Annotated in this window: 17 protein-coding genes; 7 read left to right on the top strand and 10 right to left on the bottom strand. The window is 63.8% G+C overall.

Annotation, left to right across the window (positions count from 1 at the left end):
* Nucleotides 1-46 precede the first annotated feature (46 nt).
* From Q8K09_RS01200 to Q8K09_RS01185, 4 genes are all read right to left on the bottom strand, one after another.
* The gene (locus tag Q8K09_RS01200) at nucleotides 47-526 is read right to left on the bottom strand and encodes an Lrp/AsnC family transcriptional regulator (protein WP_305253142.1); all 480 of its coding nucleotides are present in this window, start codon (nucleotides 524-526) and stop codon (nucleotides 47-49) included.
* 401 nt (nucleotides 527-927) lie between these two features.
* A complete protein-coding gene (locus Q8K09_RS01195; protein ID WP_305253140.1) occupies nucleotides 928-1,683 on the bottom strand; it encodes a VIT1/CCC1 transporter family protein in 756 nt (251 codons plus the stop codon).
* Between the two features lie 246 nt (nucleotides 1,684-1,929).
* On the bottom strand, nucleotides 1,930-2,784 hold the full coding sequence (locus Q8K09_RS01190) for a cation diffusion facilitator family transporter (RefSeq protein WP_370869474.1): 855 nt from the start codon (nucleotides 2,782-2,784) through the stop codon (nucleotides 1,930-1,932).
* A gap of 86 nt (nucleotides 2,785-2,870) precedes the next feature.
* Nucleotides 2,871-3,290: a polyribonucleotide nucleotidyltransferase gene (locus Q8K09_RS01185; RefSeq protein ID WP_305253137.1), complete on the bottom strand. Its 420-nt coding sequence runs from the start codon at nucleotides 3,288-3,290 to the stop codon at nucleotides 2,871-2,873.
* 140 nt (nucleotides 3,291-3,430) lie between these two features.
* Between Q8K09_RS01185 and hrpB the strand changes: the two genes are divergently transcribed.
* The 3 genes from hrpB to Q8K09_RS01170 all read left to right on the top strand — a co-directional run bounded on the left by hrpB (nucleotide 3,431) and on the right by Q8K09_RS01170 (nucleotide 7,302).
* Entirely contained in the window at nucleotides 3,431-5,965 is a 2,535-nt protein-coding gene (gene hrpB / locus Q8K09_RS01180) for an ATP-dependent helicase HrpB (RefSeq protein ID WP_305253135.1), read from the top strand.
* A 219-nt stretch (nucleotides 5,966-6,184) separates the two neighbouring features.
* A complete protein-coding gene (locus tag Q8K09_RS01175; RefSeq protein ID WP_305253133.1) occupies nucleotides 6,185-6,424 on the top strand; it encodes a CDGSH iron-sulfur domain-containing protein in 240 nt (79 codons plus the stop codon).
* Between the two features lie 32 nt (nucleotides 6,425-6,456).
* Complete coding sequence (locus Q8K09_RS01170) at nucleotides 6,457-7,302, top strand: SDR family oxidoreductase (protein ID WP_305253131.1); 846 nt, start codon at nucleotides 6,457-6,459, stop codon at nucleotides 7,300-7,302.
* Between the two features lie 236 nt (nucleotides 7,303-7,538).
* Here the strand turns inward: Q8K09_RS01170 and Q8K09_RS01165 are convergent, their stop codons facing one another.
* Nucleotides 7,539-7,973: a VOC family protein gene (locus Q8K09_RS01165; protein WP_305253129.1), complete on the bottom strand. Its 435-nt coding sequence runs from the start codon at nucleotides 7,971-7,973 to the stop codon at nucleotides 7,539-7,541.
* A 43-nt stretch (nucleotides 7,974-8,016) separates the two neighbouring features.
* On the bottom strand, nucleotides 8,017-8,679 hold the full coding sequence (locus Q8K09_RS01160) for a YciC family protein (protein ID WP_305253128.1): 663 nt from the start codon (nucleotides 8,677-8,679) through the stop codon (nucleotides 8,017-8,019).
* A gap of 154 nt (nucleotides 8,680-8,833) precedes the next feature.
* Between Q8K09_RS01160 and Q8K09_RS01155 the strand changes: the two genes are divergently transcribed.
* The 3 genes from Q8K09_RS01155 (at nucleotide 8,834) to Q8K09_RS01145 (ending at nucleotide 10,512) form a co-directional block, all read left to right on the top strand.
* Nucleotides 8,834-9,313, top strand: coding sequence for an NYN domain-containing protein (locus tag Q8K09_RS01155; RefSeq protein ID WP_304878206.1), 480 nt, complete (start codon nucleotides 8,834-8,836; stop codon nucleotides 9,311-9,313).
* A gap of 164 nt (nucleotides 9,314-9,477) precedes the next feature.
* Entirely contained in the window at nucleotides 9,478-10,095 is a 618-nt protein-coding gene (locus tag Q8K09_RS01150) for a PolC-type DNA polymerase III (protein ID WP_304878208.1), read from the top strand.
* 234 nt (nucleotides 10,096-10,329) lie between these two features.
* Nucleotides 10,330-10,512: a DUF6435 family protein gene (locus Q8K09_RS01145; protein WP_305253127.1), complete on the top strand. Its 183-nt coding sequence runs from the start codon at nucleotides 10,330-10,332 to the stop codon at nucleotides 10,510-10,512.
* A gap of 272 nt (nucleotides 10,513-10,784) precedes the next feature.
* Here Q8K09_RS01145 and Q8K09_RS01140 read toward each other — a convergent pair whose 3' ends face one another.
* Genes Q8K09_RS01140 through Q8K09_RS01130 form a run of 3 tightly spaced genes read right to left on the bottom strand, consistent with a single transcriptional unit; the run spans nucleotide 10,785 to nucleotide 12,755 of the window.
* Nucleotides 10,785-11,402, bottom strand: a complete 618-nt coding sequence (locus Q8K09_RS01140) for a TPM domain-containing protein (protein WP_305253126.1) — start codon at nucleotides 11,400-11,402, stop codon at nucleotides 10,785-10,787.
* Nucleotides 11,403-11,427: 25 nt separating this feature from the next.
* The gene (locus Q8K09_RS01135) at nucleotides 11,428-12,153 is read right to left on the bottom strand and encodes a YgcG family protein (RefSeq protein ID WP_305253125.1); all 726 of its coding nucleotides are present in this window, start codon (nucleotides 12,151-12,153) and stop codon (nucleotides 11,428-11,430) included.
* On the bottom strand, nucleotides 12,153-12,755 hold the full coding sequence (locus tag Q8K09_RS01130) for a LemA family protein (protein WP_305253124.1): 603 nt from the start codon (nucleotides 12,753-12,755) through the stop codon (nucleotides 12,153-12,155). Before Q8K09_RS01130 ends, Q8K09_RS01135 begins: the two co-directional genes overlap by 1 nt.
* A 263-nt stretch (nucleotides 12,756-13,018) precedes the next feature.
* Between Q8K09_RS01130 and Q8K09_RS01125 the strand changes: the two genes are divergently transcribed.
* Complete coding sequence (locus Q8K09_RS01125; protein WP_305253123.1) at nucleotides 13,019-14,356, top strand: DEAD/DEAH box helicase; 1,338 nt, start codon at nucleotides 13,019-13,021, stop codon at nucleotides 14,354-14,356.
* A 665-nt stretch (nucleotides 14,357-15,021) separates the two neighbouring features.
* On the opposite strand, the gene Q8K09_RS01120 is transcribed toward Q8K09_RS01125, so the two are convergent.
* Nucleotides 15,022-16,281: a TIGR03862 family flavoprotein gene (locus Q8K09_RS01120; RefSeq protein WP_305253122.1), complete on the bottom strand. Its 1,260-nt coding sequence runs from the start codon at nucleotides 16,279-16,281 to the stop codon at nucleotides 15,022-15,024.
* Between the last annotated feature and the right edge of the window lie 173 nt (nucleotides 16,282-16,454).

Below are 16,454 nucleotides of genomic sequence, written 5' to 3'. Positions count from 1 at the left end.
CTGAATGCTAGGGATTATACCTATGCGGCCTGGCAGCCTCTCGGACTTAATGTCGCAGGTGTTGCAGTGGCAACTGGGTGCTGGACAGGATCTGCTGCAGCACGAAGCTCGAGCGCACACTGGAGACACCTTCGATACGGGTCAGCGTGCCGAGAAGCAGTTGCTGGTAATGGTCCATGTCCGGTACCACCACCTTTAGCTGGTAATCGGCATCCATGCCGGTGACCAGGCTACATTCCAGCACTTGTGGGCACTGGCGAATCATTTCCTGGAAGTGCTCGAAACGCTCGGGTGTGTGTTTGTCCATGCCGATCAACACATAGGCGGTGAGGGTCAGGCCGAGCTTCTTGCGATCCAGCAGGGCGACCTGGCCGATGATGTAGCCGTCTTCTTCCAGTTGCTTGACCCGCCGCGAACAGGGCGAGGGCGACAGGCCGATGCGTTCGGCCAGATCCTGATTGGACAGGGTGGCGTCACGCTGCAGTTCGGCGAGGATATTCAGGTCGTATCGATCAAGTCTGGTCATGATTGGTGCGCTTTCATCTGTTGGTTGCGATTAATCATGCGCTATTAGTTAAAAATTGCGCAAGTGGTGAGTTAATCAGCAATATCCGCAATCTTTAACTGCGCCTGCTTCGGTAGTATTTATCTCAGTTTCACGGCCCGGACGACATGTCCACCCGGCTCGCCCAATCAGGCGAATCGGCGCCGCCGGCCTTACCAGGTCGTCACGGCACCCGGGTCCGCACTGCCCAACCAGGCAGGCGACGAAAGCGGCAACAGAATTGCCAGTAGCGGACACTTGCCCTAGGCAAGAAAAAAGGGAAACCGTCAGGTTTCCCTTTTTTCTTGGCGATGTCCTCACGCCGTGTTGCGCGCATTCGCGCATTCCAGGCTTCAGCGCCCCCGCAGGCGTGAGCGGTCGTATCACTCGATGCCGAACACGTAGCGCAGCAGGTAGCCGGTCAGGTAGGCCAGAGAGGCCGCCGCGCCGCCGGTGAGCAGGGTGCTAAATCCGGCGCGCAGCACCGGTTTGGCAAACACCAGGCTCTTCAACATGCCGATGGAAAAGAACACCGCTGCGGCCAGGGCCGTGCTCAGCATGAATTGGCGCTGGATACCCAGGCTGGAGAAAAGCAAGGGTAACAACGGGATGGCCCCGGCGATCAGAAAGGCTGTAAACGTCACGGCGGCCGAGCGCGCAGGCTGCAGTTCGACGGTCTGCAGGCCGTGTTCTTCTATGAGCATGGTTTCAACCCAGAGTTGACGATCCCGGCTGATGGTCGTGACGATCGCCTCGAGTATTTCGCCGCTGAAGCCCTTGCGGTAGAACACCTGGCGGATTTCTTCGAGTTCACCGTCGGGCACCCGGTCAATGTGTTCCTCTTCCATGCGGCGGGCCTGCTCGCGAACCTCGCGCTGAGCCTTGATCGCCTCATAGTTGCTCACGGCCATGCTGAAGCCGTCGGCAAACAGGTTGGCAAAGCCCATGATCAACGCGACCGATGCGGAAAATCCGGCGCCGACCGCGCCTGCGACGATGGCAAAAGTGGTGACGCAACCGTCGATGCCGCCGAGTACGGCATCGGAAATGGTTTGCGGTTTGTGCCTGCGGTTCAGGCGCTTCTCGATGGCGTCGGGCTGGTGTTCGCGGTGAAGCGTCTCGAGGCTGGATTTTTTCATGGGGCCTTGTCCACAAAGCGGATGCGCCCTATCAGCATAAGCAGAAAATCCGTTTTGCGATGCGTTTGGCCTCCCGCCAGTCTGTCGTTATGGCGCCAGCGGCGCGACTTCAGTGCAGCCGCATGCTTTGCAGTGTCAGAAGTGGCGTGCGGCGGGCGCCTTGAGCACCACGAGTGTTGGCGCTCTTTCCCTCAGGCGCCACGCCGCAACCGGTTGTTGCCTTGAAAAAGGGGTGCATCGCCATTCTCAAGGCTGAGCCGGCTCGAGTGGGTCGGCATGTACCAGCACCTCGGCACGGGAAAATTCGGCGCGAATTGCGTACTCGACTTGCTCGCACAGTTCATGGGCCTGCAGCAGGCTCAGCTCACTGTCCAGCTCTACATGCAGTTGGACGAACCAGCGGGTGCCAGACATCCGCGTGCGCAGGTCGTGCGCGCCGAGCACCCCGGGTATTCCGCAGGCCAGCAGGTGCATGCGCTCGCTGAGTTCCGGCGCCAGTTCCTTGTCCATCAGCACAGCCGAAGCCTCGCGGGCGATGCTCACGGCGCTCCAGAGGATGAAGAAGGCGATGCCGATACCGAACAGCGCATCCAGCTGCGGCCAGCCGAAGCTGGCCAGCAGCAGGGCGAGCAGGATGCTGGCATTGAGCAGCAGGTCGGAGCGGTAGTGCAGCGAGTCTGCGCGGATAGCCGTGGAGCCGGTTTCGCGCACCACATGGCCCTGGAACATCAGCAGGGCGGCGGTCAGTGCCAGCGACACCAGCATCACTACCACGCCCAGGGTTGCGGCGCCGAGTGGTTGCGGATTGAGCATGCGATCTACGCCATGCAGGCCGACCACCACTGCACTGATACCGATAAACAGTGCCTGGCCAAGCCCGGCGAGGGCCTCGGCTTTGCCGTGTCCGTAACGATGATCTTCGTCCGCCGGGCGCAAGGCATAGTGCACGGCGATCAGATTGAGCAGCGAGGCGGCGCCGTCCAGCAGTGAGTCGGTAAGACCGGCCAGCAGGCTGACCGAGCCGCTCAACCACCATGCGATGGCTTTGGCCAGCGCCAGGGTCAATGCCACGGCCAGCGCCGCAAAGGTGGCCTGGCGCATCAGTCGAGCATGCTGCGGCAATATGGTCACGGGTCTCGCACTCTATGTCAGGCCTGGCCGAGAGGGCCAAGCTAAGGTTGTGGCGATCAAGCAGCCGGACGCAGACCGTAGGCCGCCAGTTGCTCGGCGCTGGCGCTGCTGTGGATCAGGCGTGGATCGTCGAGCGGCAGGCTGTGGCCGGTTTGCTGTTCGATCAGCGCTTTGAGTCGGGCGTGGTCAATCTTGCCCTCGGCATCTACAACCTTGTGCAGCTCTTGCGGATCGACCTGGGCGCTTTGCCCATTCGGCAGGTAGATGGCGCCAGTGGCGAAGTCGATGCCAAAGGCGATCAGGCCAGGGATCACGTAAAACAGGATGCCGATGGCATTCAGCGCGGCCACCACCGGATCGATTCGTCCGTCGATCTGGCCACGCCGATCAGGGAAAAACAACGTGCCGCAGGCGGTTAACTGGGCCAGCAGAACGGCGGCGAGAGCGCCGCTAATAACGCGGTAGGGGGTGCGCATGGAATACCTCCGGGGAAAAGTGGGTACAACTATAGCAAGCTGGTCCTGGCAAAACTGCCAAGCATCGATCTAGCCAGGCTAAGACCGGCACAGCGTACAGGTGGTTCGCCGCTATAATCGCCGGCCAGATTGGAGTGTTCATGAATTCCCTGCCCATCGACGTCCTGTTACCTGCGCTGCGCCAGGCCCTGGCGAGCCGCCACGAAGCGGTGCTGGAGGCTCCACCCGGCGCCGGCAAAACCACCCGCGTGCCGCTGGCGCTGCTGCATGAACCCTGGTTGGCCGGGCAGCGCATCATCATGCTCGAACCGCGCCGGCTGGCCGCGCGCGCCGCTGCCGAACGGCTGGCCAGTGAATTGGGCGAGCAGGTCGGCGAGACTGTCGGCTACCGTATTCGCCTGGACAGCAAGGTCGGCCCGCGCACCCGTATCGAGGTGGTCACCGAAGGCATTCTCGCCCGCCGCCTGCAAGACGACCCGGCGCTGGAAGGGGTCGGTCTGGTGATTTTTGACGAATTCCACGAACGCAGTCTCGATGCCGACCTGGCGTTGGCCTTGTGCCTCAACGGCCGCAGCATGTTTCGCGGTGCGGACTCCGGTGAGCCGGCGCTCAAAGTGCTGCTGATGTCGGCGACCCTGGAGGGCGAGAAGCTGGCCGCGCTGCTCGACGATGCGCCGGTGCTGCGCAGCGAGGGACGCATGTTTCCCGTGGAGTTGCGCTGGGGCGCACCCTATCAACCCGGCGAGTGGCTAGAACCCAAGGTGGTGCAGACGGTGCTGCAGGCGCTGGCCGACGAGCCGGGCAGCCTGCTGGTATTTCTCCCCGGTCAGGCAGAGATCCGCCGGGTCAATGAACAATTGGCCGAGGCCTTGGCCGGTCGCGCCGAGATTCTGCTCTGTCCATTGCATGGCGAGCTGGACCTGAGCGCCCAACGCGCGGCCATCGAGCCAGCCCCTGCGGGCAAGCGCAAGGTGGTGCTGGCGACCAACATCGCCGAGACCAGCCTGACCATCGATGGTGTGCGCGTGGTGGTCGACGCCGGCCTGGCGCGGGTGCCGCGCTTCGATCCGGGCAGCGGCATGACGCGCCTGGACACCCAGCGCATTTCCCGCGCCAGCGCCACCCAGCGCGCCGGTCGCGCCGGGCGCCTGCAGCCGGGGAGCTGTTATCGGCTGTGGTCGCAACACCAGCACGAACAGCTTGCCGCCTATGCCCCGGCGGAAATTCTCCAGGCCGACCTGGCCGGCCTGGCCCTGCAATTGGCGCGCTGGGGCGTGACCCCGGCCGAACTGGCCTGGCTTGACCCACCGCCTGCCGCCGCCTATGCCCAGGCCACGGATTTGCTGACCCGCCTCGGCGCGCTGGATCAGCGCGGGGTACTGACAGCCCACGGCCAGGCGATGGCTGAATTGCCGGCACACCCGCGCATCGCTCACTTGCTACTTCGTGGCCAGGCATTGGGCCTGGGTACGCTGGCCTGCGACTTGGCTGCCTTGCTCGGCGAGCGCGACATTCTGAGAGGCGCAGGCGCCGATCTGCACAGCCGTATAGCCTTGCTCAGCGGCGCGGGCAAGGCCGCCCGTGGTGCCCAAGGCGGTATTCAACGAGCGCGACAACTGGCCCGGCAGTTCCAGGGCTACCTCAAGCGCACGGCCGTGACTTCCCCGGTGAGCGACCCCGAGCACCCGCGCTGGCTCGGCGCCTTGCTGGCATTCGCCTACCCGGACCGGGTGGCCCAGCAGCGCCGGGCGTCGGGTGCTGAATACCGCCTGGCCAACGGCCGCGCCGCACTGTTTGCCGACGCCGATGCGCTGATGAAGCATGAATGGCTGGTACTGGCCGATCTCGGCAGCCGCCAGGGCCAGCGTGAGGAGCGCATCTACCTGGCCGCCGACCTCGACCCGCAGCTGTTCGAGACGGTGCTGGCCGAGCAGGTCAGCGTCCACGAGGAGCTGGACTGGGACGAGCGCGAAGGTGTGCTGCGCGCCGAGCGCCAGCGCAAGGTTGGCGAACTGGTGCTTGAGCGCGAGCCATTGACCGGCCTGGACGAGGAGGCCCGCAGCCGCGCTTTGCTTGGCCTGGTGCGGCGCAAGGGCCTGGCGTTGCTGCCCTGGACCCCAGAACTGCGTCAGTGGCAGGCGCGCGTGGCCTTGCTGCGCGCGTTGGATCTGACCGCCAATGGCGTCAGCGAGTGGCCGGATGTCAGCGATGCGGCGCTGCTTTCAAGCCTGCAAGACTGGCTGCAACCCTACCTGGGCAAGGTCAAGCGCCTCAGTCATTTCGCCAATCTGGATCTGTCCGATTTGCTGAAGAACCTGCTGCCCTGGCCGCTACCGCAGCGCCTCGAGGAGCTGGCGCCACGTAGCCTGCTGGTGCCGTCTGGTTCGCGCATCGGCCTGGATTACAGCGAGCAACCGCCGGTGCTGGCGGTGCGCCTGCAGGAGTTGTTCGGCCTGGCCGATACGCCGCGCATTGCCGGCGGCCGGCAAGTGGTCAAGCTGCATCTGCTTTCGCCTGCACGCCGCCCGGTGCAGGTGACCCAGGACTTGGCCAACTTCTGGCGCAGCACCTACAGCGAGGTGAAAAAGGATTTGAAGGGCAGGTATCCCAAGCATTACTGGCCGGATGACCCGCTGATCGCCGAACCCACCGCGCGGGCCAAACCGCGCAAGTAGCCTGGCTGGAACGAGGTGCTCTGCACGCGGGGATGGTGATAGGTGTCGCAACGCTCAGCGTAGGCGCCGCGTGCCATCCTGCAGATTGGTACGTTTTGCCTGGCGGTTAGCGGTGGCCCCTAGTGCGTCGGCCCCTTGGACTATGCTGAGCAAACCTGGGCGGTGAGCGCGAGCCAGTCCTTGCGCCGACCGAGCTATGCCGTGAATTGAGGAGCTAACATGACTGAGCCGCTGATTGCCCAACGCGCCCCCTTTGCCGTCGAGGTGCAGGCCGGGAAAGACTATTTCTGGTGCCGTTGTGGGCGTAGTGTTAGTCAGCCGTTTTGTGACGGCAACCATAAAGGTACGGGTATCACACCGTTGAAATACCATGTCGAACAGAGCGACACCCTGTACTTTTGCGGTTGCAAACATACCCAGGCGCCGCCCTGTTGCGACGGCAGCCATAACAAGCTGTAGTACCAGCAGTCAGCAAAGCCGGGGGGCAAACCATGTATCGCAAGGTCTTCGCCAATAAAGTATTCGACCGTAAGGTGGTGCTGATTACCGGCGGTTGCGCCGGCATCGGCCGCGCCTTGGCCGTTCGTCTGGCCCAGGCTGGCGCACGTTTGGTGATTCTGGATTTGCAGCAGCAGGCGCTGGACAGTCTGGTGCAACATTTGGCCGATCATCACAACGCCGAGGCGCTGGGGCTGGTGTGCGACGTCGCCGATGCCGACGCAGTGCCGCGCGCCGTGGCCCTGGCCGTCGAGCGCTTTGGTGGTATTGATGTGTTGGTCAATAATGCCGGCATCACTCACCGCAGCAGCTTTGCCGAGACCGAGCTGGCAGTGTTTCAGCGGGTCATGGCGGTCAACTATTTTGGTGCCCTGCATTGCACCAAGGCGGCGCTACCCAGCTTGTTGGCGCGAGGTGGGCAGATCATTGTGCTCAGTTCGTTGTCCGGGTTCTCCCCGTTGCTTTACCGCAGCGCCTACAACGCCAGCAAGCATGCACTGCATGGCCTGTTCGAGACCCTGCGTTACGAACTGAAGGACAGCGGGGTCAGCGTGATGCTGGTTTGCCCCGGCTTTACCGCCACCGACCTGCGCAAGAACGCCCTGGTCGGCGACGGTTCGGTGGCCCCGCAGCCGCCACTGGCAATGGGCAAGGTGGCCTCGCCACAGGATGTCGCCGAAGCCATCTACCTGGCGGCGCTCAAGCGCAAGCGCTTGTTGATCCTGTCCAACGTCGATTGGCGCGCACGCATCCTGGCGCGCTTCTTCCCGCGCCTGTTCGAGCGGGTGCTGCTGCCGCGCCTGTCCGGCATGAAGCCGCAACGCAGCGGGCGCACTTGAGCCGCGGCCGTGAAGATAGCCAGCGCGCTCGCAGCCGGCTGGAGTTTTTTCACGGCTATGTCCCGGTTAGCTATTGCATGAGCCGGATCGCCCGTGAACTCAGACGGTAGCTAGGCTTCGCGACCAAGGCGGATCGTTCGGTCACAACACAAGGCGCGCTCGGGTAGGGTGCGCCGTGCGCACCGCTGGCAGAGGGCTATTGGGGGCGCTCGCAGTAGGTGGGGGGCACAAGACTCTCAGTCTTCGACCGGCGCGATATACAGCTCATAAACCTGTTCCAGATCCCAATAGGCCGCTTCGATCTTGTGCCCGTCGAGGTCGCGCACAAAACAGCCGTAATAGGGCTCGCCGTATTCGTCGCGAGGGCCGGGTTCACCTTCGCTGGTCGCCCCGGCGTCAAGTGCCGCATGGTAGAAGGCATGCACGGCGGCCTTGTCGGGCGCGCTAAAACCAACGTGAGTACCGTTGCCGACGCCCGCTGGCTGGCCATCGATGGGAGCCTGCACCCAGAACTCCGGATATTCGCGGCCATAGGCCACTGCGCCGGGGTGGGCGAGAATGCGTTTGCAGCCAAGGGTTGGCAGCACCTGGTCGTAGAAGACCACGGCCTGGTCGAACCGGTTGGTGCCGAGCGATACGTGCGACAGGCTGCTGGAGTTGGCGTCGGCCATGGGGCGCTCCTTGGAGAGGGACCCCTAACAGCCTAGCCGGAATTCATTCCTCTGCCGGCAAGCTGCTGCGCAACATGAACAAACGAAACAAAACTACAGTGGCAAACAGCTGGAGAAAACCGTTGGCGCTGTCGAGCAGCAGGCTGAGCAGCACGTCTGGTTGCGTGCCCTCGGCCGGTTGGCTGGCCCAGGACAGCAGCCACAGCGGTAGCATGACGCACAGCACGCAAGTCAGAATCTGCCAGAAGTAACCGTTGGTCAGCTCGAAACTCTCACGCAGCGCTTTCATCGGGCTCAGCCCGCGCAGCACCAGCAGGTACTCGGCGAATGCCAGCTTGATCATGAGCCACAGGCCCGGCAGCACGAACAGCGAGGCGCCGAGCATGATCGCCAGGGTGCTCAGGCCTGCCAGCAGGGCAAAGGCCGGCCACAGGCGCAGGCTGGCGGCGAACAGGTCGCGGTTGGCGGGCACCTCGCCCCGGCTGCGCGCATCGAGGAACAGGATCAGTGCCGCGGTGTACAGCGGATAGAACAGCAGGCCTACCAGAATGCCGTAAGCCGCCGTCGCTTCGATGCCGACCTGGGCGCTGACAAACTGTTGCACCACAGCTTCGAGCACCACCAGTGGCAGGCACAGGCGGATGATCGCCGGCAGATTATGGCTGAAGAAAAACCAGGCATCGCGCAGGGCATGGAACACATTCATGGGCAGGGGTCGCGGTCGAGTGAGCAGGGCGCCACTCTAGCCGATAGCTGCATGCAAAGGCCACGGCAGGGCGTTCGGCTTGCGCATGCAGGCAAGCGTGGCGGGACGGTTCTGGCATACTAAGCGGCGTTTTTTGCCCCCAAGAGGATTACCGGTGAAGAAAATCGCCATATTCGCCGATGTACAGAACCTCTATTACACCGTCCGCCAAGCTTATGGTTGCCACTTCGACTACGCCGCGCTCTGGGCTGACATCAGCCAGCACGGGCAGATCGTCGAAGCCTACGCCTACGCGATCGACCGTGGCGACGCCAAGCAACAGCAGTTCCAGCAGATCCTGCGCAACCTTGGCTTTACCGTGAAGCTCAAACCCTATATCCAGCGCAGCGACGGCTCGGCCAAGGGCGACTGGGATGTGGGCATCACCATCGATATCATGGACACCGCACCGCGGGTCGACGAGGTGGTGCTGGCCTCCGGCGATGGCGATTTTGATCTGTTGCTGGAGAAAATCCGCAGCAGCTACGGGGTCGAGGCCGTGGCCTATGGCGTACCGGGGCTGACTGCACAATCGCTGGTGCGTGCGGCCAGCCGTTATGTGCCGATCGAAGGCGCATTGTTGTTGCGCAGCTAGTTGCTGGGAAGCTGCTGCGCTGTCTCGCAGTTATTGCTTCGCTGGCCCGGCTCGTAGGGTGTGCTGTGCGCACCAACCCCGGTTGTCAGTGTTGCGCACGGCCTGGGCGGCCTCCACAGGTCAGCCTCCGGGTCGATGGAAATTAGTCGTTGGGAAACCGATCAATGCTCGAAGCTCCGATAGCCGTCCTCGATTTTGAAACCACTGGCATGTCGCCGGCGCAGCAGGCGCGCGCCACCGAGATCGGCGTGGTTATCGTCGAAGGCGGGCAGATAGTTGCGCGTTACCAGAGCCTGATGAACAGCGGCGCCTGGGTGCCGCCCTTCATCGAGCAGCTCACCGGGATCAGCAACAGCATGCTGCGCAACGCCCCGCCGGCGGCGCAGGTGATGAACGAGGTGGCAGACTTCGTCGGCGACATTCCCTTGCTGGCGCACAACGCCTCCTTCGACCAGAAGTTCTGGGATGCCGAGCTGGCACTGATCCGCCGCAAGCGGGTGCAGCCGTTCGCCTGCTCGTTGCTTCTGGCGCGTCGTCTGTTGCCGATGGCACCAAACCACAAGCTCGGCACCCTGAATCGCTGGGCACAGCTGCCGGACACCGGCCAGGCGCACCGTGCGCTGGCCGATGCGGAAATGGCGGCCAATCTGACCTGCTTCATGGCTGCACTGCTGCGCGAACGCCACGGCATTGCCGGGGTTTCCCATGAGTTGCTGTGCAGTCTGCAGAAGGTTCCTGCCGCCAAGATGGGCCAAGCGCTGCAGCGCCTGCGCGGTTTTTAGCTGAGCGCTGGCAGTTGCCAATCGCGGCAAGGCCCCTGCCACAGGTCGCCCGTCCCGTAGCCCGGATGCAATCCGGGAATAATTTGTAGGGGTTGAACCTCGCCCCGGAGTTCATCCGGCTACGGAGCTGCTTTCTTCGTTTGTAACATATTGCCCATCGAGTGCAGGCAGGGCGGTCTATACAGTGGACGGAGTGTTGGCTATCGCGCCAGCGCGTCCACAAGAGGCATGCCCATGTTCGGTTTGTTCAAAAGCGATCCTGTCAAAAAACTGCGCAAGCAATACAGCGCCAAGCTCGAAGAAGCGATGCATGCCCAGCGCAACGGCGACATTCGCGGTTACTCCAGCCTGACCGAAGAGGCTGAGGCGCTGTGGAAGCAACTTGAGCCGCTGGAGCAGGCCCAGGCCAAGCCCTGAGGCCGAACGCCTGTCACGCCCGGTTCGTCGTCCGAACAAGCCCAGGCGCAATCCGCGACATCGGTAGGCGCCATAAAACCGAATTCCCGAATTGCGCCAAGGCTTATCCGGGCTCTACGAGAGCGGTGTAGGGTTGATCGGGGGCGTAGCTGAGGCCTTTTTCATCCACCATCGCTATGGGTGGATGAATAGAGCGTCACCCACCTTACGATGCCGCAGACCTTGCAGATGAACATAGGATCTACGACTTCCAGGCTGGTGCGCTCAAGTTCTCAGGGCAGGATCACCAGATGGTTGGGCAGCTCGTTGCGCGCGTGGGTGGCAGGCACATGCAGCTTGAGTTGCTCGCCGCAGGCCTGAATGCAGCCAAGAAAACCTTCCAGGGTCTGACCCTGCTTCACCCGCTGGGTGAAGTCCGCGACTATGGCCTGCCAGGTCGCGTCGGGCAGCCGGCTGGAAATGCCACGGTCGACCAGAATCTCCACATAGTGCTCGGCCTCCGAGACGAAAATCAGCATGCCGGTCGCGCCCGTGGTGTGGTGCAGGTTGTGCTCAAGAAATTGCCGCCGCGCCAGGTTGGCGGCGCGCCAGTGACGCACGGTGCGCGGTATCAGGCGGGTGGTCAGCGCAGGAATGCGCAGCAGCAGGCTTAACCCGGCAAAGGTCAGCCACTGCACCAGCAACAGTTCCTGGGCGCTTAGCCAGGCGAAAAAATAATTTGCTGCGCCAGGCAGCAGCAGCGCTACCAGGCTGGCCCAGAGCAGCGGGATATAGGTGTAATCGTCAGCTTGAGCCGCCAGCACAGTGACCAGTTCGGCGTCGGTCTCGCGCTCGACGGCGTTGATCGCCTGGGTGACCTGCTGTTGTTCGCTTTCAGTCAATAAAGCCATGGGGTCTGTTCGCTCGTGAATTGAATTACCAGCCGCCGGAAGCACCGCCGCCACCGAAACCACCGCCGCCGCCACCAAAGCCGCCGCCACCGCCGAAACCACCGCCTGAACCACCACGGCCCATGCCAGCGGCCAATAGCCCGCCGAGCAGCAGCCCGCGACGTCCGCCGCGGCCACCGCCGATCAGGCCGATGACGATCAGCAGCATGACGAAGAAGGGGATCGCCTTGGCCTGCTCGTCCTTGGCTGTGCTGCTGGCGGCCACGGGCTCGCCGCCGAGCACCTGAAGGATGGCGACCACGCCGTCATCGATGCCCTTGGCGTAGTCGCCGGCCTTGAAGGCTGGGGTGATGATCTGGTTGATGATTGCGGAGGATTGCGCATCGGTCAGGCGCCCCTCGAGGCCGTAACCGACCTCGATGCGCAGTTTGCGCTCGTCGCGGGCGACCAGCAGCAGGGCGCCGTTGTCCTCGCCCTTCTGGCCGATGCCCCAGTGCCGGCCCAGCTGATAGCCGAAGTCCTCAATAGTGATGCCCTGCAGGTTCGGCAAGGTGACCACCACCACTTGCTCGCTGCTGGCTTGCTCATGCGCCGCCAGCAGCTGGCTCAGGCGGGCCTCGGTTGCCGCGTCCAGCAGTTCGGCCTGGTCGACTACCCGACCGCTCAGGGGTGGGAATTCGGGTTGTGCCTGGGCCATCCAGGTCCAGGCGCACAGCAACAGCAACAGTGGCAGGCGCAGCGTGAAGATCATCAGAACTTCACTTCTGGGGCTTTTTCAGCCTCCGGGGTAGTCGCTTCGAAGTTCTCGCGCAGCGGCATGTCGCTGTACATCAGGCTGTGCCAGACGCGCCCGGGGAAGGTGCGGATCTCGGTGTTGTAACGACTAACCGCGGTAATGAAATCGCGCCGGGCCACCGCGATGCGGTTTTCCGTGCCTTCCAGCTGGGATTGCAAGGCCAGGAAGTTCTGATTGGATTTCAGGTCAGGGTAACGCTCGGAGACCGCCATCAAGCGGCTCAATGCGCCAGTCAGCTGTGTCTGGGCCTGCTGGAACTGGCGCATTTTTTCCGGATTGTCCAGGGTGCTGGCATCCACCTGGATCGAGGTCGCCTTGGCTCGCGCCTCGATTACCTCCACCAGGGTCTCCTGTTCCTGCTTGGCGAAGCCCTTGACGGTTTCCACCAGGTTGGGGATCAGGTCGGCACGCCGCTGGTACTGATTCTCCACCTGGGACCAGGCGGCCTTGACCTGCTCGTCGTAGGTGGGGATGTTGTTGACGCCGCAGCCGCTGAGCAGCGCCGCCATGACCAGCAAGGCCGCCACGCGCCCGCTGATCCAGTCTCTCGATGTCATCTGCATGATCCGTTGATTTCCATTCAGCCATGAATAATAGACCTTCACCCTACCTGTCCCACGGCCCAGAAGCCAATCGCGGCGGCCCGGGCGGCGCTGGTCTGTTGCGCGTTGGCAGGCATTTATTCGATAGACATGGCCGTGTAAGACGCGTTGCAGGGCCGCCGGGTGCGCTGTCCGCGCAACAGAAACGCGATGGCCGGCGCGGGGCAGGGTAAACTGCGCAGATTCGGCTACTTAGTCTCCCTGTTCTGGTTACCCACATGACCTTCGCTTCCCTCGGTCTGATCGACCCCCTGTTGCGCACCCTCGATGGCCTCGGCTATGTCACCCCCACCCCGGTGCAGGCCCAGGCCATCCCGCCGATCCTCAAGGGCCTCGACCTGATGGCCGCCGCGCAGACCGGCACCGGCAAGACCGCCGGCTTCGCCCTGCCGCTGTTGCAGCGGTTGATGATGGAAGGCCCGGAGGTTGCCAGCAACTCGGTGCGCGCCCTGGTGCTGGTGCCGACCCGCGAGCTGGCCGAACAGGTGCAGCAGAGCTTCCAGACTTACGGTCAGGACCTGCCGCTGCGCAGCTATGCGGCGTACGGCGGGGTCAGCATCAACCCGCAGATGATGAAGCTGCGCAAGGGCATCGACGTGCTGGTTGCCACGCCCGGGCGCCTGCTCGACCTGTACCGGCAGAAAGCGGTCAAGTTCAACCAGCTGCAGGTGCTGGTACTCGACGAAGCCGACCGCATGCTCGACCTGGGCTTTGCCCGCGAGCTGCAGGACGTATTCTCCGCGCTGCCGAAAAAACGCCAGACCCTGCTGTTTTCCGCGACTTTCTCCGAAGCCATCCGCACCATGGCCAGCGAAATGCTCAACGACCCGCTGAACATTTCGGTCAGCCCGCGTAATGCCGCCGCCAAGTCGGTCAAACAGTGGCTGATCCCGGTGGACAAGAAGCGCAAGAGCGAACTGTTCCTGCACCTCTACCAGAGCAAGCGCTGGAGCCAGGCGCTGGTGTTCGTCAAGACCCGCAAGGGCGTCGATGAGCTGGAAGGTGAGCTGCAGCGTCACGGCATCAGCGCCGATGCGATCCATGGCGACAAGCCGCAGGCCACCCGTCTGCGCGCCTTGCAGCGCTTCAAGGATGGCGAGATCAAGGTGCTGGTCGCCACCGACGTGGCGGCCCGCGGCCTGGACATCGACGACATGCCGCTGGTGGTCAACTTCGACCTGCCGATCGTTGCCGAAGACTACGTGCACCGTATTGGCCGCACCGGCCGTGCTGGCGCCACCGGCCAGGCCGTGTCGCTGGTGTGTGCCGACGAGGTGCAACTGCTGTCGGCAATCGAGACCCTGACCCAGCAGGTCTTGCAGCGCATCGACGTACCCGACTTCATCCCCGACCACCGCGTGCCGCAAACCCTGCCCGGCGGCCAGGTGGTGAAGAAACCGAAAAAAGCCAAGAAGCCCAAAGTAGCCAGCGGCGGCAAAGCTGGCAGCCTCGGCCGCTGGCTAGAAAGTGACGCATCCGCCGCCCCGGCAGCCAAGGCCGTGCGCAAGGTCCCCAGCTTCGGCGGCAAACCGGTCAAGGGCGGCAGAAAAGCCTAGATCCGATGCGCCCCGCGCAATTGTAGGGCGTCACTCTACTCGGTGCGCGCGGCGCACCCTACGGGGGTAGCCACGCCAGCATGCCGATCCGGCAGTCCAGCGCACTCGCAGACATTCAGCGTCTTGGGTGGTCGCGCGCGATGATTAGTCTTGGCCAGGCCGCGATGGGTATCGCTACGTTCAACCGCGTAGGGTGCGCCGTGCGCACCAAGGTGACGGGGTGCATGATCGTGCTCGGGATGAGCCCTCTATTCGGTGCGCGCGGCGCACCCTACGGTGGGTAGCCACGCCAGCATGCCGATCCTACAGTCCAGCGCACTTGCAGACATTCAGCGTCTTGGGTGGTCGCGCGCGATATTAGTCTTGGCTAGGCCGCGATGGGTATCGCTGCGCCCAACCGCGTAGGGTGCGCCGTGCGCACCAGGGTGACGGGGTACATGATCGGGCCCGGGATGATCCATCTATCCGGTGCGCGCGGCGCACCCTACGGTGGATAGCCACGCCAGCATGCCGATCCGGCAGTCCAGCGCACTTGCAGACATTCAGTGTCTTGGGTGGTCGCGCGCGATGATTAGTCTTGGCCAGGCCGCGATGGGTATCGCTGCGTTCAACCGCGTAGGGTGCGCCGTGCGCACCGGGGTGGCGGGATGCATGATCGGATCAATCTATTCGGGGTGCGCAGCACAGCCTACGGTGCGTAACCACTCCAGCATGCCCAGCCCTGCAGTCCGGCCGCTGGCGAAGCAGGCGGTGAGCAGGTAGCCGCCGGTTGGCGCTTCCCAGTCGAGCATTTCGCCGGCGCAGAACACCCCGGGTAGTTGCTTGAGCATCAAGCGTGCATCCAGCGCCTCAAAGGCGACGCCACCGGCCGTACTGATTGCCTCATCCAGCGGTCGCGGTTTGACCAGGGTCAGAGGCAATGCCTTGAGCGCAGCGGCCAGGCGGGCGGGATCGGCGAAACAGTCAGCTGGCGCCAGTTCACGCAACAATGCGGCCTTGACTCCGTCGATGCCGACCTGGCGGTGCAGATGCTTGGCCAGCGAGTGCGAACCGCGCGGCTTGGCCAGTGCGCCTTGCAGCTTGGCCAGCGGGCTTTGCGGCAGCAGATCGAGATAGACCGTGGCGCTGCCCTGATTGTTGATCCGTTCGCGGATGGGTGCCGACAGCGCGTACACCAGACTACCTTCGACGCCGCCAGCGGTGACGACGAACTCGCCCAGGCGCGGCGCTTCGTCGTCCAGGTGCAGGCTGACGTTCTTCAGCGGTGCGCCAGCGAATTTGCCCTGCAGCAATGGGCTCCAGCCGGCCACCTCGAACCCGCAGTTGCTCGCCTGCAAGGGTGTGATTGCAATGCCGCGTGCCTGCAGCAGCGACACCCAGGCGCCATCGGAACCCAGCCGCGCCCAGCTGGCGCCGCCTAGCGCCAACAAGGTCGCATCGGCCTGCACGGCAATTTCCCCGCTGGGAGTGGCGATGCGCAGGGCTCCGTCGTCGCGCCAGCCCAGCCAGCGCTGGCGGGTATGGATCTGCACCCCCAGCTCCCGCAGGCGCTTGAGCCAGGCGCGCAGCAGCGGCGCAGCTTTCATATCGCCAGGGAAGACCCGCCCCGAAGTGCCGACAAAGGTGTCGATGCCCAGGCCATGAATCCAGGCGCGCAAGGCGTCGGCATCGAACTCGGCGAGCAGCCGGGCGATTTCCTCGCGGCGCTCGCCATAGCGCGCGAGGAACGCCGGCTTGGCCTCGGAATGAGTGATATTCATCCCGCCTACCCCGGCCAGCAGGAACTTGCGCCCGACCGACGGCATGGCATCGAACAGCTCGACCCTGACCCCGCCCTGCGCCAGCACTTCGGCCGCCATCAGGCCCGCTGGGCCGCCACCAATAATGGCTACGCGAGGGGCAATATGCTGGGCCGAGTCGGTCATGGGCGAGGCGCTGATAGTGGCGGGAGAGGGCGCATTCTACCCGAGGGGCGATGGTTGCGGTCTGTAGGGTGTCACTCGCCGCAGGCAGTGAACCGCTGGCTCGTGGCGGGTTGTCGCTTCGCTCCGATCGGAACGCCGCCCGGACCGCCCGACGATCTGCAGCAATCTGCGGT

The sequence above is a fragment of the Pseudomonas sp. genome (assembly GCF_030683065.1).
GTDB lineage: Bacteria > Pseudomonadota > Gammaproteobacteria > Pseudomonadales > Pseudomonadaceae > Aquipseudomonas.
Note: the sequence above shows the minus strand (reverse complement) of the source record. Positions and strands in the feature narration are given on the sequence as shown.

What these genes read in the sequence shown, in the direction of transcription:
- Q8K09_RS01200 (WP_305253142.1), bottom strand. Translation starts at nt 526, where the DNA reads ATGACCAGACTTGATCGATACGACCTGAATATCCTCGCCGAACTGCAG.
- Q8K09_RS01195 (WP_305253140.1), bottom strand. Translation starts at nt 1,683, where the DNA reads ATGAAAAAATCCAGCCTCGAGACGCTTCACCGCGAACACCAGCCCGAC.
- Q8K09_RS01190 (WP_370869474.1), bottom strand. Translation starts at nt 2,784, where the DNA reads ATGCGCCAGGCCACCTTTGCGGCGCTGGCCGTGGCATTGACCCTGGCG.
- Q8K09_RS01185 (WP_305253137.1), bottom strand. Translation starts at nt 3,290, where the DNA reads ATGCGCACCCCCTACCGCGTTATTAGCGGCGCTCTCGCCGCCGTTCTG.
- hrpB (WP_305253135.1), top strand. Translation starts at nt 3,431, where the DNA reads ATGAATTCCCTGCCCATCGACGTCCTGTTACCTGCGCTGCGCCAGGCC.
- Q8K09_RS01175 (WP_305253133.1), top strand. Translation starts at nt 6,185, where the DNA reads ATGACTGAGCCGCTGATTGCCCAACGCGCCCCCTTTGCCGTCGAGGTG.
- Q8K09_RS01170 (WP_305253131.1), top strand. Translation starts at nt 6,457, where the DNA reads ATGTATCGCAAGGTCTTCGCCAATAAAGTATTCGACCGTAAGGTGGTG.
- Q8K09_RS01165 (WP_305253129.1), bottom strand. Translation starts at nt 7,973, where the DNA reads ATGGCCGACGCCAACTCCAGCAGCCTGTCGCACGTATCGCTCGGCACC.
- Q8K09_RS01160 (WP_305253128.1), bottom strand. Translation starts at nt 8,679, where the DNA reads ATGAATGTGTTCCATGCCCTGCGCGATGCCTGGTTTTTCTTCAGCCAT.
- Q8K09_RS01150 (WP_304878208.1), top strand. Translation starts at nt 9,478, where the DNA reads ATGCTCGAAGCTCCGATAGCCGTCCTCGATTTTGAAACCACTGGCATG.
- Q8K09_RS01145 (WP_305253127.1), top strand. Translation starts at nt 10,330, where the DNA reads ATGTTCGGTTTGTTCAAAAGCGATCCTGTCAAAAAACTGCGCAAGCAA.
- Q8K09_RS01140 (WP_305253126.1), bottom strand. Translation starts at nt 11,402, where the DNA reads ATGGCTTTATTGACTGAAAGCGAACAACAGCAGGTCACCCAGGCGATC.
- Q8K09_RS01135 (WP_305253125.1), bottom strand. Translation starts at nt 12,153, where the DNA reads ATGATCTTCACGCTGCGCCTGCCACTGTTGCTGTTGCTGTGCGCCTGG.
- Q8K09_RS01130 (WP_305253124.1), bottom strand. Translation starts at nt 12,755, where the DNA reads ATGACATCGAGAGACTGGATCAGCGGGCGCGTGGCGGCCTTGCTGGTC.
- Q8K09_RS01125 (WP_305253123.1), top strand. Translation starts at nt 13,019, where the DNA reads ATGACCTTCGCTTCCCTCGGTCTGATCGACCCCCTGTTGCGCACCCTC.
- Q8K09_RS01120 (WP_305253122.1), bottom strand. Translation starts at nt 16,281, where the DNA reads ATGACCGACTCGGCCCAGCATATTGCCCCTCGCGTAGCCATTATTGGT.